10 protein-coding genes and 1 tRNA gene are annotated in these 15,771 nt (G+C 35.9%); 7 read left to right on the top strand and 4 right to left on the bottom strand.

Annotated features, from left to right (window positions below; genetic code table 11):
• Positions 1-17 precede the first annotated feature (17 nt).
• Entirely contained in the window at positions 18-1,664 is a 1,647-nt protein-coding gene (gene groL / locus FTRAC_RS04340; RefSeq protein ID WP_013453014.1) for a chaperonin GroEL, read from the bottom strand.
• A 30-nt stretch (positions 1,665-1,694) separates the two neighbouring features.
• Positions 1,695-1,973 (bottom strand): co-chaperone GroES, encoded by a 279-nt coding sequence (locus FTRAC_RS04335; RefSeq protein ID WP_013453013.1) that lies wholly within the window; start codon positions 1,971-1,973, stop codon positions 1,695-1,697.
• Positions 1,974-2,172: 199 nt separating this feature from the next.
• Between FTRAC_RS04335 and FTRAC_RS04330 the strand changes: the two genes are divergently transcribed.
• The 7 genes from FTRAC_RS04330 (at position 2,173) to FTRAC_RS04300 (ending at position 10,704) form a co-directional block, all read left to right on the top strand.
• Positions 2,173-2,892, top strand: a complete 720-nt coding sequence (locus FTRAC_RS04330; protein ID WP_013453012.1) for a hypothetical protein — start codon at positions 2,173-2,175, stop codon at positions 2,890-2,892.
• Positions 2,893-3,036: 144 nt separating this feature from the next.
• Positions 3,037-5,493 (top strand): S9 family peptidase, encoded by a 2,457-nt coding sequence (locus FTRAC_RS04325; RefSeq protein ID WP_013453011.1) that lies wholly within the window; start codon positions 3,037-3,039, stop codon positions 5,491-5,493.
• A 152-nt stretch (positions 5,494-5,645) separates the two neighbouring features.
• The gene (locus FTRAC_RS19165) at positions 5,646-5,966 is read left to right on the top strand and encodes a hypothetical protein (protein WP_049784025.1); all 321 of its coding nucleotides are present in this window, start codon (positions 5,646-5,648) and stop codon (positions 5,964-5,966) included.
• Positions 5,967-6,060: 94 nt separating this feature from the next.
• Positions 6,061-7,056: an ABC transporter ATP-binding protein gene (locus tag FTRAC_RS04315; protein WP_013453009.1), complete on the top strand. Its 996-nt coding sequence runs from the start codon at positions 6,061-6,063 to the stop codon at positions 7,054-7,056.
• Between the two features lie 573 nt (positions 7,057-7,629).
• Positions 7,630-9,612 carry a 30S ribosomal protein S1 gene (gene rpsA / locus FTRAC_RS04310; RefSeq protein ID WP_013453008.1) on the top strand — a complete coding sequence of 661 codons (1,983 nt, stop codon included), beginning with the start codon at positions 7,630-7,632 and terminating at the stop codon, positions 9,610-9,612.
• A 483-nt stretch (positions 9,613-10,095) separates the two neighbouring features.
• Positions 10,096-10,166, top strand: a tRNA-Cys gene (locus FTRAC_RS04305).
• A gap of 172 nt (positions 10,167-10,338) precedes the next feature.
• A complete protein-coding gene (locus FTRAC_RS04300; protein WP_013453007.1) occupies positions 10,339-10,704 on the top strand; it encodes a diacylglycerol kinase in 366 nt (121 codons plus the stop codon).
• A gap of 159 nt (positions 10,705-10,863) precedes the next feature.
• Here FTRAC_RS04300 and FTRAC_RS04295 read toward each other — a convergent pair whose 3' ends face one another.
• A complete protein-coding gene (locus FTRAC_RS04295) occupies positions 10,864-13,542 on the bottom strand; it encodes a ligand-binding sensor domain-containing protein (RefSeq protein ID WP_148230038.1) in 2,679 nt (892 codons plus the stop codon).
• A 410-nt stretch (positions 13,543-13,952) separates the two neighbouring features.
• Complete coding sequence (locus tag FTRAC_RS04290) at positions 13,953-15,671, bottom strand: FMN-binding glutamate synthase family protein (protein ID WP_013453005.1); 1,719 nt, start codon at positions 15,669-15,671, stop codon at positions 13,953-13,955.
• Positions 15,672-15,771 lie beyond the last annotated feature (100 nt).

The raw sequence follows: 15,771 nt of genomic DNA, 5'->3' as shown, positions 1-15,771 counted from the left end.
TTTGAAATTTGGAGGAATTACATCATTCCACCCATTCCGCCCATGCCGCCTGGCATTCCGCCACCTTGCATGCCACCGCCATTGTCTTCTTCCTCTTCGTCTGCTACTACACATTCGGTAGTTAACAACAATCCTGAGATAGAAGCTGCATTTTCAAGGGCTAAACGTGTTACTTTAGTTGGGTCAATCACACCTACTTTAAATAAATTCTCAAATTTACCTGTTCGTGCATTATATCCATAATCATCTTTTCCTTCTAATACTTTGTTGATGATTACAGATCCTTCTTGACCTGCATTTTCAACTATGGTTCTTAGAGGAGATTCAAGAGCTAATCTGATGATGTTCACACCTGTTTCTTGATCTTCGTTTTCAACATCTACTTTGTCAAGTGACTTGATAGCTCTTAATAAAGCGATACCACCACCAGCAACAATTCCTTCTTGAACTGCAGCTCTTGTAGCATGTAAAGCATCATCAACTCTATCTTTCTTTTCCTTCATTTCTACTTCTGTAGCAGCACCTATGTAAAGAATAGCTACACCGCCAGACAACTTAGCCAAACGCTCTTGTAATTTTTCTTTGTCGTAATCAGAAGTAGTGTTCTCCATTTGAGATTTGATTTGACTCACTCTCGCTTGGATATCTTCTTTTTTACCGGCACCATTAACAATAGTAGTATTGTCTTTGTCGATAGTTATTTTCTCAGCAGTACCTAAATATTCTAAAGTAGCACCGTCTAATTTATAGCCTCTTTCTTCAGAAATTACAGTACCACCAGTTAAGATGGCAATATCTTCTAACATTGCTTTTCTTCTGTCACCAAAGCCTGGAGCTTTAACAGCAGCAATTTTTAAAGAACCTCTTATTTTGTTTACCACCAAAGTAGCTAAAGCTTCACCTTCTACTTCTTCAGAGATAATTAATAATGGCTTACCTGTCTGCGAAACCGCTTCCAAAATTGGAAGCAATTCTTTCATACTACCAATTTTCTTATCATAAATTAAGATATAAGGATTATCTAATTCCGCTTCCATTTTCTCCGTATTAGTCACGAAATATGGAGACTGGTATCCTCTGTCAAACTGCATACCTTCTACAGTTTTTACTTCAGTTTCAGTACCTCTAGCTTCTTCAACAGTGATTACACCGTCTTTTCCAACTTTGTCCATTGCTTCGGCAATCATTTTACCGATAGTGGCATCGTTATTTGCTGAAATTGTACCAACTTGCTCAATTTCGTTGCTGTTAGAGATGTCCTTAGATTGTTTTCTTAAGTTCTCAACAACAACTTTCACTGCTTTCTCAATACCTCTTTTCAAGTCCATTGGATTGGCACCCGCAGTAACGTTTTTCAAACCGTGTTTGAAAATAGATTGAGCTAATACAGTTGCAGTTGTAGTACCATCACCTGCTTCGTCAGCAGTTTTAGAAGCAACTTCTTTCACAAGCTGAGCGCCCATGTTTTCAATTGCATCTTTCAATTCGATTTCTTTAGCTACTGAAACACCATCTTTAGTTACGGTCGGAGCACCGAATTTCTTGTCGATGATAACGTTTCTACCTTTTGGTCCTAAGGTTACTTTTACTGCGTTCGCTAATTTGTCAACGCCTTTTCTCAAGCCGTCTCTAGCTTTTAGGTCAAATGAAATATCCTTTGCCATAGTTTTATAATGTTTTAGTTAATTTTTTGATTAAATAGTACCGAAAATGTCGGAATTTCTCATAATTAAATACTCTTTACCTTCAAGTGTAAATTCTGTACCCGAATACTTGCCGTATAATACAGAATCACCAACCTTAACGGTTACAGGAGCATCATCTTTTCCAGGTCCAACTGCAACTACTTTACCTTGTTGTGGTTTTTCTTTTGCAGTGTCAGGAATAATGATACCAGAAGCTGTTTTTTCTTCTACAGGAGCTGGTTCTACTAGAACCCTATCCTCGTTTGGTTTAAATGATACGTTAGACATTTTAGTTATAATTTAAATGTTGATTTTGTTAATAATCTGTGTTGCAGCTTACATTAAATGTGCCACTTGTAAAAGCGTGTCAAAATTGCAGACTTTTTCAGTTAAAATTGTCATGTAATATTATTCGTAATTTCCTTTGTGAACTTTTGACAGATTTTAGTTATATTTCTATGTCATTTTAAGTAAAATTTATAATAATATGGAAAAATTGGCGGACGATTGGATAACTAGCGGCACTTTGGATTTTGAATACAAGAAATATATTCTTTTAGCTTATTTGAAGCATGTAGCTAAGTCATTTGACCAGCATAAGCTTTACCCTTCTTTTGCTGATTTAATTATGCACTATAAAAATGCTTCCCAATTGAAAGCTGGTAAACAACAGTTGTGGAAATCATTCCCAAAAGAATTGACTAAGCTTGATTTGAAGAACTTCCGATTGTTTTTTGAATCAAAAGTGAATGAAGATGATCAGCTCAAGGAATTGGAAGAGATTGTTGATTTTGCGATGGACAGCCTACAAGGGCATATTGCTGTGGGAAAAAATATTTTCGATGAAGTCGAGAAACAACTTATTATTGAACCGGTCGGCATTAAAGCCCTAGAGGAAAATGAAGGTCTATTATTGATCGATCCGCAGTATGATCCTTTTTACCATATTTATCAGTACAGAATTTCAATTTTTGAAGCAGCCGAAGAAAAAGTTAGAGGGCTTCAAACGGTCTTTATCGATAGAATTAAAAAGTCCATTGGGACAACATTGGAGCAACTGAAAATTCAAGTTTTGAAGAACATTAAATTGGTTAGCAATTATTCAGCTTTTCGTGTGGTGGCTTTGCAACCCTATCCTTATGAAGAAACATTATTGCCAATTGTAAAAAGAAGCTTTTCGGGCTATTTAGAGAATAATTTTAAGTGATATTGAGGATTTCCTACCATTGCTGTAGTTCTGATTAGTAATTTTGGTAAGGTTTGTATAATTTCAGTTATCGTTGGATTTTTATATTGGCATAAGCCTCATGTTCAAAATGAAATCCGAATTTTTAACCCAAAACTAATCATTATGAAAAAAGTATTCATTCTACTGCTGTTGATAGCTGCCAGCTGGAATTTACAAGCTCAAGAGAATTTAGATTATCAGAAACCACCTAAGGAGATATTAGAGTTGGTGAATGCTCCTTTAGCTCCGTCTGTCCTTATTGATAAAAAAGGAGAAAATGTAGTGTTGCTTTACAGAGACCCTTATAAGTCTATAGCTGAACTCTCGGAAGAAGAATTAAGGCTAGGGGGGCTGCGAATAAATCCAAAGACTAACATTGGAAGCAGAACCCGCTACTACAATGATATTAAAACCAAAAAAGCGCTAAAGGACAAAATAATAGAAGTCGAAGGCCTACCTGAAACTCCAAGATTAGCAAATTTCAATTGGTCGCCTGATCAAAAAATGATTGCTTTTACGCACACTACGCATACTGGCGTGGAGATATGGGTTCTTAATATCAGTGAAAGCAAAGCCAATCGATTAATGGAAGGCATAGTGAATGCTAACATGGGAAATCCGATTGAATGGAAAAAAGATAATTCAGGACTTTTAATCAATGTATTACCTGATAATAGAAAAGAATTGATTGATACTGATGAAGCTATACCAAGTGGTCCTGTAGTTTCGATTAGTGATGGTGAAAAAGCGCAAAATAGAACGTATCAAGATTTATTGAGCAATCCGAACGATGAATTTAACTTTGAACAGTTGGCTTTGTCTAAAATTGTTTCCTTGGATTTGAAAGGAAATGCAACTGATTTCCTGCCTAATGCCATGTATTCCGATATTTCAATTTCCCCGAATGGAGAGTATGTGATGGTGAGCAGAATTAAATCGCCATTTTCTTATCTCGTGCCCTACTATAGATTTCCTAATGAAACCAATATATATGATATAGAAGGGAATTTTATAAACCAGGTGAATGATGTTCCATTGCAGGAAGTTTTACCGAAAGGCTTTATGTCGGTCAGGACGGGCAGAAGAAGTATGAACTGGCGAAATGATAAGCCTGCTACATTGATTTATACCAAAGCATTAGATGAGGGGGATCCTGAAAATGAAGTGGAATATAGGGATGAAGTTTATCAATTGGAAGCCCCATTTAAAGGTGAAGGTAAGCCATTATTAAAGACAATCAATCGTTACCGATATATCCAATGGGGAAGTGATGATATAGCCATTGCCCACGATTACTGGTGGAATACAAGAAATATGAAAGCTTATGTTTTCAATCCATCGGATAATGAACAGGAACCAGAAATCCTTTTTGACAGAAATTATCAGGATCAATATAATGACCCTGGTAGCTTTGTGACCACTAAAAATGAATTTAATGAGTATGTTTTGGAAATGGATGGCAATAAAGCCTTTTTAATGGGGGATGGTTATACTCCCGAAGGACAATTTCCATTTGTTGATGAGATTGATTTAAAAACTAAAAAGACAAATCGACTTTATAGGTCAGGATATACAGATAAACTAGAGAATTTATATTCTTCGGTTGATATGAAAAAAGGGACTATTTTGGTAAGAATAGAGTCCAAAACAGATTATCCAAATTATTATTTCCGGAACATTAGAAAGAAGAATGATTTAAGGCAAATTACATCTTTTGAGAATCCATTTAAAAGCATGCAAAATGTGCATAAAGAAGTGATTAACTACAAAAGAGAAGATGGACTTTCATTAGATGGGACACTTTATTTGCCGGTAGATTATGATAAATCTAAAAAGGAGAAGAAACCGATGATTTTGTGGGCATATCCTCGAGAGTATAAAGATAAGAGCAGCGCAGGCCAAAACACATCTAATCCTAATGAATTTATCTATCCTTACTATGGAAGTCCGATTTACTGGGTAACTCAAGGTTATGTGGTGTTAGATGGAGCAGCTTTTCCGATAGTAGGAGAGGGGGAAGAAGAGCCGAATGATACATTCCGAAAGCAATTGGTGGATAATGCTAAAGCCGCTATTGATGCCGTGGATGAAATGGGCTATATCGATCGAAATAGAGTAGCGGTTGGCGGTCATTCCTATGGAGCTTTTATGGTAGCAAATTTACTTTCCCATTCTGATTTGTTTGCTGCCGGAATTGCAAGAAGTGGTGCTTACAACAGAACCTTAACACCTTTTGGCTTCCAGAGTGAAGAGCGTTCTTACTGGGATTCACCGGAGACTTATTACAATATGTCGCCATTCATGCATGCTGATAAAATGAATACTCCTCTATTATTAATCCATGGAAAGGCAGATAATAATTCAGGGACTTATCCCCTGCAAAGCGAACGATATTTCAATGCCTTAAAAGGTTTAGGAGCTACAGCTCGTCTAGTTATGCTTCCAAAAGAAAGTCATGGCTATAGTGCTAAAGAAAGCATTTTACACATGCTATGGGAGCAACATGAGTGGTTGGAGAAATATGTTAAGAATAAATCTGATGAGTCAGATTCTGAAAATACTGAAGGAAACTCAAAGTAAATAGTGATAATCTGACTTAATAATTCATTCAAAAGTATTCGCTGATATTTTTGGTGGATGCTTTTGAATTAACTAAAATATATTTCACTTATATTTTGATTAAATGAACAATAAGCCTACATTTGCATTCCAATTTTGACAAAGAACTAATCATGGCAGGAACAAGTCTTAAAAGAAAAGCAAGAAGAAACAGGGTAGTAGCAAAGAAAAGAGTGGAAAGCATTCAGAAATTACAGCAACAGCCTGTTATCAAAAATGTTGATGTAGAAGCAATAAAAGCAGAATTCGCTAAAGCAGATAAGAAAAAACCTGCTGCTAAGAAAGAAGATACTGCTAAAGCTGAAAAGAAAGAGGAAGCTCCAAAAGCAAAAAAGGCAGCTCCTAAGAAGAAAGCAGCTCCTAAAAAAGAGGAAGCAAAAACTGAAGATAAGCCGAAGGCAACAAAAAAGAAAGAAGATAAGAAAGAGGATTAATTCCTTTTCTTTTTGCAGATATAAAAATGAAGCGAACATCAGTTCGCTTTTTTTGTTTGTAGATATCTATCATCAGTCTATTTAAATTTACTGCATGGCTAAAGTTATTTTAGAAGGTCGTAAAATTTCCAAATCATTTGATAAGCCTATTCTTTCAAAAGTTAATTTGAAAATAGAGGAAGGTGAAACCCATGTGGTGATGGGTAAAAGCGGTGAGGGAAAATCAACTTTGCTGAAAATTTTAGCCGGACTGACAGCAACTGATAGTGGGAAGGTCTTTTTTGAAGGAGAAGAATTAGATAACCCTGAAGAAGTCCTGGTTGCCGGGCATGAAGAATTGGCTTATGTAGCTCAAAACTTCAATCTTCTGCATAATCGTACAGTCCTTGAGAATTTAAAGGATGCGCTCTTAGCTTTTAAAGAAGATTTTGCTAAGCAACAAATTAATCAATTGTTGCAGCTTATGCGCTTAGAAGAAGTAAAAGAGCATAAGATTGAGTTATTATCAGGAGGGGAAAAACAAAGATTAGCAATTGCTCGAGCATTGGCTACTCAGCCAGCTGTATTATTGCTTGATGAACCTTTCACACAGCTTGACTTTCCAACTCGCCAAATACTTTTAGATGCTATTAAAGAAGTTAAAAACGAATTGGATACTAGCATTATCCTGGTGAGTCATAATCTCTATGAGGCTTTCTACCTGGCTGATATTATTCATATCCTTAAAGATGGGGATATCATTAAGAGTGGTACACCTAAAGTTATCTACGAAAATCCTGAATTTATTTCAGTTGCCAATATTTTAGGGGAAGTAAACCTTCTGCCAAAAGGCACTCTTTCTAAAGGACAAAAGAAATTATTGGGGATTTGGAGTGAAAATATTTTGATCGGTACTGAGAATGATTCTAAGTACCATTTAAATTTGAAGCTTACTGAAAAGCTTTTCGTAGGTAATTATTATCGCTACCAGTTTCGATTGTTAAAAAAACAAAAACTCATAGTAAAATCACTTTCATCAGAATTTAAAGTAGCGGAGAGCTACATAGTGACTTTCCCTGAATCCCATCTATTCGAATTAACAGAAGATTGATTTTAACCATATTAGCAACAAAGAGCACGGTGATTTTTCACCAAGTTTCACGAAGAAATAACTGTGTGACCTCGCATTCTTAAATTCATCAAAAATAATAATCTGTGCTCATGTCAGACATTAATCAGTGAGCTTATCGCTAAATATCTTGAATATTCTAACTGTGTTAATAAAATGTCCGACATAGACTAACTTTATCATTAAATTTTGTTGTGTAAGACTAGAAAAACGAGATTATAAAATTGGCTGATTAAGTAGATTGTCTGACATGTGCTAACCCTCATTGCGTAGCATTGAGTTTAGCTTTGAGGATTCTAGTGGTTGAAAGAAACAGGTGGTGGTTTTACAAAGAAGTACCTTAGTGACCATTGCGAAATTCTTAGAGAAACTTAGTGGTTAAAAATCAAATGTTTTTATTATCTGAGTGCCAACATATTGTGACTTTCCAAATAAATCGTACCTTTGCAATCCGTTCGAGTGAATGGGCTTATCTGAGTAGATAAGTATTTGTAAACCAAAACGATGGCAATCTTGGCTCGGATTGACATTGTAATTAAAGAGCCCTGACACATTATGGCAGAAAATCAAGAAAACGTAAAGAACGAAGAGTTCGACTGGGAAGCATTTGAAACCAAAGGATTTGGCGAAGGCTACTCAAAATCAAAAAGAGAAGAATTAGCAGCAATGTATGACAATGTTGCTACTGACTTGGCTGAGCAGGAAGTAGTAAAAGGTATTGTGGTAGCGATCAACGATCGTGACGTAGTATTAAATGTTGGATACAAGTCTGATGGATTGGTTCCTACCAATGAATTCCGTGATACTCCTGATTTAAAAATCGGTGACGAAGTGGAAGTTTACGTTGAAGAGCGTGAAGATCAAAATGGAGAATTAGTTTTATCCAGAAGAAAAGCAAAAATTGTAGGTGCTTGGGATAAAATCCAAAAAGCACTTGACGAAGATCTAATCATCGAAGGATTAGTAAAAAGAAGAACTAAAGGTGGTTTAATCGTGGATGTACACGGTGTTGAAGCCTTCTTGCCTGGTTCTCAAATTGACGTGAAGCCAATTCGCGACTTCGATGTTTTTGTAGGTAAGAAAATGGAAGTAAAAGTGGTGAAAATTAACTACAGCAACGATAACGTAGTAGTTTCCCACAAAGTATTAATAGAGAAAGATCTAGAGAAGCAAAAAGCTGAAATCTTGAACAACCTTGAAAAAGGACAAGTTCTAGAAGGTGTGATCAAAAACATGACCAACTTTGGTGTATTTATTGACCTTGGTGGTGTTGATGGTTTATTACACATCACAGATATTTCTTGGGGTAGAATTAACCACCCAGAAGAAGTATTGAAGCTTGACGAAAAAGTTAAAGTTGTAGTATTAGACTTTGACGAAGGCAAGAAACGTATTTCTTTAGGTATGAAGCAATTGACTTCTCACCCTTGGGACTCATTGGCTGAAGGCCTTGATGTAGGTTCTAAAGTGAAAGGTAAAATTGTTAATGTTGCTGATTACGGTGCATTCTTGGAAATCGCTCCAGGTGTTGAAGGTTTGATCCACGTTTCTGAAATGAGCTGGTCACAGCACTTGAGAAATCCACAAGATTTCATCAATGTTGGAGATGAGTTAGAAGCCGTTGTGCTTACTTTAGACAAAGAAGAGCGTAAGATGTCATTAGGCATTAAGCAATTGACTGAAGATCCTTGGAACAAGAAAGAAGTATTAACTAAATATGCGGTTGGTACTGAGCATAAAGGAGTAGTTAGAAATATGACTAACTTCGGATTGTTCATCGAATTGGAAGAAGGAATTGATGGTTTGGTTCACGTTTCTGATTTAAGCTGGACTAAGAAAATCAAGCACCCATCTGAATTCGTGAAAGTAGGAGAGGAATTGAACGTAGTTGTTTTAGAACTTGATGTTGATAACAGAAGATTAGCATTAGGACACAAGCAATTGGAAGAAAATCCTTGGGATACTTTCGAGACAGTATTTACTGTAGGTTCTAAGCACAAATGTACTGTGTTGAACAAAAACGAAAAAGGTGCTATCCTTGAGCTTCCTTACGGAATCGAAGGTTTTGCTGCAACTAAGCATTTGAAGAAAGCAGATGATTCTATGGCAGAAGTAGGTGAGTCTTTAGAATTCCAAGTATTAGAATTCTCAAAAGATGACAAGCGTATTGTATTGTCTCACTTACATACACACTCAAAAGTTGAAGAGGCAGCTCCTAAGAAGAAGCCAGCAACTGGTGGTGGTAAGAAGAAATCAGCTCCTAAGCAACAAGCTTCTTCTTCTACATTAGGTGATTTAGATGCATTATATGCATTGAAAACACAAATGGAAGATGATGCTAAAGGCGGAAGCAAGAAAAAAGCTGCTCCTAAGAAAGAGGAAGAGCCAAAAGCTGAAGCAAAGAAAGCAGCTAAGAAGGAAGAGCCAAAAGCTGATGAAGTGAAAGCAGAAGCCAAAAAGGAAGAAGCTAAAGCGGACGAGAAAGAGGACAAAGCTGAAGAGAAAAAAGCTGACGATAAAAAAGAAGATAAGGAGTAATTCTTAATTCTTAATTCTTAATAATATATGTGAAAGCCATCTGCTGAAAAGTGGGTGGTTTTTTTGTTTTTACTGATTTAAATCTGAACGACTGTCCTTGAGGGTTCCAATGCTAATAAGTTAAAAATATTTTACTATCAAGTTTATCGCTTCAGCGAGAAACCTTTTGTTTTCTTTTGAATCTTTTGTGGTAAAAAAGTAATGTTTGTTAATCTGAACAACCGGTAGCAAATTTACACCACAAAAGAGACGAGAACTCAAAGGAAAATAACCAAGGTTATTTTTCAGGAGCGATTAGGCTTTAAAGCTTAACTTAATAGTATTGAGTGGGTTTGGTAGGTGTTGCTTTAGAGTAATAAAGAGATGTAGTCAAATAAAAATAGAACTAGTCATATAGTAAGTCAAATTATTTAATAATTATTCTTGTTCTCTATTTGACAAGCGCAATAATATGTCTATTTTTGCAATCGCAAAAGCAAATAAGGTCACGTGGCCGAGTGGCTAGGCAGTGGTCTGCAAAACTATCCACAGCGGTTCGAATCCGCTCGTGACCTCTTTTTTTTACCTCCATCAGTTAATTTTTCTGTTGGAGGTTTTTTTATGCACGAATTTTCCAGCGGATGAGAACCGCTCGGCTCGAAATCGAAAATTGTAATAATCGATTTTCTTTATTGCTATTTCAATTACAATGGGAGAAATTTTTAATTTTACTAAAAATAAATATTCATGAAAAAGTTCATCGTTGGCAGGTTAAAAAGTATTAAGTATGTTTTCGTTGGTATGTCGCGCTTGCTTTTAACTGAACATGCCATCATAACCCAGTGTATAATTGGACTATTCTTTTTATCAATCAGTATATATTTTAACATTTCAAGGATTGAATGGATGTTCCTAGTTTTTTCCATTGGTTTGGTGTTGACCGTAGAAAGCCTAAATACAGCGATTGAACTTACTTGCAATTTTATTAATCCTGACTATAACGAAAAAATAGGAGTGATAAAGGATATTGCTGCTGGTGCCGTAGGTTTTGCTGTAATCTTTGCTTTAATAAATGCTTTTATCATCTTCTATCCGTATATAGTACACTTTTAAGGAGTACTCTCAATATTACAACCGGAAAGTAATTGTAGGACTGCACAGTCTAAAACGGGGGAACATAATATTGATATCCAATTATAAGATAGCTCATGTAGGTTGAATTAGAATCAATCTTGTGATACAGGCAGGCCTAGGCCTGCAAAAGGAAAGCTTCTACTTCTGTGATGTTTTATTATCGCTAATTTCGACATTAATGTTTTCTATACTATTTGATTCATATACTTCATTGAGATCCACGGTGCTTAGTGTCTGATTGATTTGTCTGGTGATTGCATCTAGTTCTAAGCCTGTTTCTTGGATCAATCTCAAGAGCTTTTTATGATCTGTGCTTTTTGAAATTTTTAATACATTCAATAGTCCAATCATTCTACAGATTGGCCCTCTCAACTCATGAGAATTCATAAAGGCATACTTTGATAGTCTTTCATTTTGTTCCTGAAGCTTCTGAGTTCTATCCTGAACAATCTCCTCTAATCTTTCATTGTTAGTGGCAATTTCTTCGGTTTGACTCAGTAACTCTTCATTTTGTGCTTGAATTTCACTATTCATTCGTTGAATTTCCTGGGTTCTTTGGCTCACCTCTTTTTTAAGCTTCTCCTGATTTCGAAGTATAAGATTGAATCTAATTCTGTAAATGATATAAAGGATGATAATAATAGCCAGAATAGAAGAAGTAAGAAACCAGTAAGTGGCATAGAATGGTTTTTCAACTGTGAAACTCATACTTTTGGGAGGACTCCAATGGTCGGAATCAATGCTAGATTGTACCTGAAATTCATAATTATTAGGGGGCAAATTAGTATATCGTATAGAATTGGAATTGGAGTTATTGATGTAAAGGTACTCATCATCGAAGCCTACCAATTTATACCGGTACTTTATTTGGTTCTCATCAAAATATGATACTCCAATAAATTGAAATTCTATAGTGTTATCATTATAGTTTACAGTGTTAGTATTCTCATTTAATTCTTGTCCCTCTAAAGTCGCTGCTTTTGTAATCTTTAGATTTGGAATAATTTCCAGGCTAATGTCTTTAGTATAATCGTATACTGAAGCACCTAATTCTGTACCTATCCAAACTTTATCTTTATTGATTTGAAGGAATGCATTTCTATTGATTTCGTCACCAATTAAACCATGAGATCTGTTATAATTGGTCAGTTTCTGCCCATCCCATATGAATACTCCTTCATTTGTGCCTATCCATAATTTATTATTAATACTTACAAATAAACTATACACAGCAACCCCATTCAATTTTTCAGTTGTGAAATAGGGAATAATTTCGTTGTTTGTAATTACAGCCAATCCGCCACTAGTACCTACAAAGTATTGTCCTTTCCATTTACAGATGTTATATACATTTCGGTAATTAAGAGAATTAGAGGTAACGTTGTGAACGGCTTGTGTTTTTGGTTGGTAAAAATAGATTCCTTTGTTGGTGCTAACTGCCGCAATGCTGTCTGAATCTAAAGCACTGATATTTCTAATGCCACTTAGTTCAGCTTCTTTTGTGATTTTTCCTGCTTGATAGGAGAATAGAGCATCAATAGTAGCAAAAAACAATTGATCTTTGATAAATTCCACTGTGGTGATCCTCTTTTCTGTAAGACCTGGTAAGTTAATGTTAGCTACCGTCTTGCCATCATATACTTGCAAACCAGCTGAATTGGTGGCCATGTAAAGTACATTTTGGCCATCATATGCAATATCAAGTATTCTCATGTCAGGTTCATAGTTCAATGCGATTCTCTCTTTAATAGTACCTTGCTCTAGCAAGTTTAAATGAGTTTTATTAGCTAAAACAAGTTGATCTTGATAAGTAGAGATAGCGGTAACTTCATCGTCAGCTAAACCGATATTCTCGTTGTAATTTTGGAATCTTAATACATTAAACTTGAAGAGTCCTCGGTGATCTCCAACCCATATATTATTCTCATTGTCTACAAATATTTTGTTGCTTTTTGCATTGAAAATTCGACCGTTCACGAACAATATTTCGCTTTTTCCAGAAGCAGGATTCAAAAAACGAGCTGAACTCATACTACTGAAAAATACTCTTCCAAACTGATCGATTGTTAAATTATGCTTATTAAACTGGCTAACATTGCTGACCCCGGTATTATTGCTTAGATACTCAAATTCATTATTTTTATAGCGCCCTACCCAATTTTTTCCCAATAAATATAAGTCGTCATCATCCCAATCAATTTGTAAGATTTGCTTTTGGGGTGCGATTAACTTATTCACGGCATGAGCTGTTACTGATTCATTGAATACGAATAGCCCTTCAGAACTGGAAATGTAAATATTTTCATCTTTGAAAGAAACGGCATGTATTTGTAAAGTCCGATGATTAGGGAGAAGAACTTTTGTGAGCTTATCTTCAGAGGTATTTAGAATTTTAAGATAATCTTCATTGCCGATTACAACGGAATAGTTCTCATTTTTCAATTTGACATCGAAAGTAAATTTACCTTTTATTTCACCAATCTCTTTTGTATTGACAGAGTGCCATTTCTTATTTTTGAAGTAACTAATCATAAAGCCATCACTATTTTGGCCAGCAACCCAAATTGATCCATCTTCAAGAGACCTAATGAAAGAATACGGAGAACTTGGAAGTTTTAGACTGTCAGGATAAAGTGTCCATTTAAGTGAGTTGTAAGTAGCAACACCTTTGGAGGTCATAAACCACAAAATACCATCTGGCGATTGAGAAATATCATAGACGGCATTTGTAGGCATACCGTCTCGGATGGAATATAATTTTGCAGGGTAGAATTGACTAGAAACATCATCGCCTATGCATAATATCAAAACCAACAAAACTATGATTCTAGATAGTCGAGTAGACTCACAGCTTGTGTTTCTAAAGTTCTGTTTAGTTTTATTCGATAGGATAATCAATATTTCATTATTAAAGTGGTTCAAATAAATTGGAAGAATGAAAAAGCTTACATGATAATTTAATATTGGATCACGTGTGCTTTAAAAAAATACATTAGAATTTACTAGCTCAAATGTCTTTTTCAGTTTCATATTCCTATGCTTTTATCGGTACTTATTATCATGCTGTCTTAGTCTTGTTTTGAATTACTTTATAGAAGTTATGAAAATACATTCAATAAACTTCAAAACATAGAATTGTGTTTTTCTTTTTGTCAGTAAACAGAATAAAACTAATATTGAATATAAATAATCTGACTCTGTGGAGTGTGCTCATTGGGTTAAATTTTTTAAACCTTTTCTCCTCGCATCTTCATTTCTCCAACACTCATGTTTTTTTCTTTAGCCAATCTTCTTTCCTGACTGGCTTCAAAGGCTGATATGCCTTGTAGTTCGGATAAATAATCTAAATGACCCGGTGAAGTCACCACCATGATGTCATCTGCTGTGATTTGATTAGGGCTTTCATAGCCACATGATTCTGCAAGCATTTGGGTTTCTTTATAGAGCGCATCGGCATAAGTGGCAATTCTTTTGGCTGCAGCCTCTATATCCAAGGCTTTTTGTAAGCGCTTGTTTTGAGTTGCTATGCCTGTAGGACAGGAGTTGGTATGGCATTCTAAGGCTTGAATACAGCCTAATGAAAGCATAAAGCCTCTGGCAATATAAACGGCATCTGCACCCAATGCCATGGCAACGGCTATGTCGATGGTAGTAGCAATTTTACCGCTGGCAAAAAGCACTACTTTATCTCTTACGCCATTGTGTCTTAAAGCCCAGTCTGCTACCGCTAAAGCTTGCTTCATAGGTAAACCGGCATAAGAACTTAAAACGTGTGGAGAGGCTCCTGTACCTCCGTCTCCACCATCAATCACAATATAATCTGGTCCTCTGCCTGGCTCATCTTTCATTTTCTTGGCAATGTCTTCAATCTCTACGGTATGACCTATAACCATTTTGATTCCTACAGGTTTATTGGTGATTTTTCTAACCTTATCGATGAAATCAAATAATCCTGCCACATCAGAAAATTCTCTATGTCTTGCTGGAGCATAGGCATCTTTTCCCATTGGGATTTTTCTTATCTGGGCAATTTCGGCTGTGATTTTTTCCTTTAACAACATTCCACCTTTACCCGGTTTTGCTCCTTGTGCCAATTTGATTTCAAACATTTTCACCTGGGGATGATCGGCCATTTCTTTCAATAAATTGTCATCCATATTCCCATCTTCTGTTCTGATTCCATATTTAGCTGTTCCAATCTGGAAGACTAAATCTGCACCGCCATATTCATGGCAAGGTGCCAATGATCCTTCGCCAGTGTTATGCAGAATTCCTGCCATTTTAGCTCCTTTACTCAATGCAGCATGTGCATTATAGGAAAGCGCGCCATAAGACATAGCGCTAATGTGTACAAAGTGCTTCAAAGTATAGGTTTGAACGCCAGTGTGTTCACCGATAACTTTTTTATAGAAATGACCGGTTTCGTCTCCTGTTTTGGTTTTAGTATTGGTAAATGTAGCAGGCATGATGAGCGTTGTGCCTACTTTATCCATGTCTATTTGGCTACCAAAACCAATGGTGTTGCTGACTCCTGCTGAAGTAGCATAAATCCAGTTTCTGGTGATTCTATTGTAGGGTGTTTCTTCTTGATCGTTTGAAAATAAATATTGACGTAAAAGTGGGCCTACTTTCACTAAAAACTTTCTACCCCAAATCACTACTGGGAAAACACGTTGTATAGGCATATCAGTCTGTCTCTTATCATAAATGTATAAGGTGATCAGTCCGGTGATGAGAAGGGCTAGAAGAAATTCGCCACCTAATGTAAGTGCTAATTTTACTGGACCCGATTCTTGTAAAAATTCGTACTGAAAAAAGTAGCCATAAGCAGCCGTTAGAAGCAGGGCAGAAACTATCCAGCCACTTGTATAGCTATTAAAGATTTTGAAAATGTACTTTAAACGGGGACCGGTTGTGCCTGATTGAATAAATTCGCGTTCTGCCATAGCATGAAAAGTTTATAGTTATTGGTAAGATAGTACTATCTATAAGCTTTAGCAATAGCATTGGTCGAATATTTTTATTTAAATATCTGAAAACCAGTCA

Source organism: Marivirga tractuosa DSM 4126 (assembly GCF_000183425.1).
In the GTDB taxonomy this organism is placed as follows: domain Bacteria; phylum Bacteroidota; class Bacteroidia; order Cytophagales; family Cyclobacteriaceae; genus Marivirga; species Marivirga tractuosa.
The sequence above is the reverse complement of the archived record's forward strand: the minus strand, read 5'-3'. Positions and strand labels throughout refer to the sequence as shown.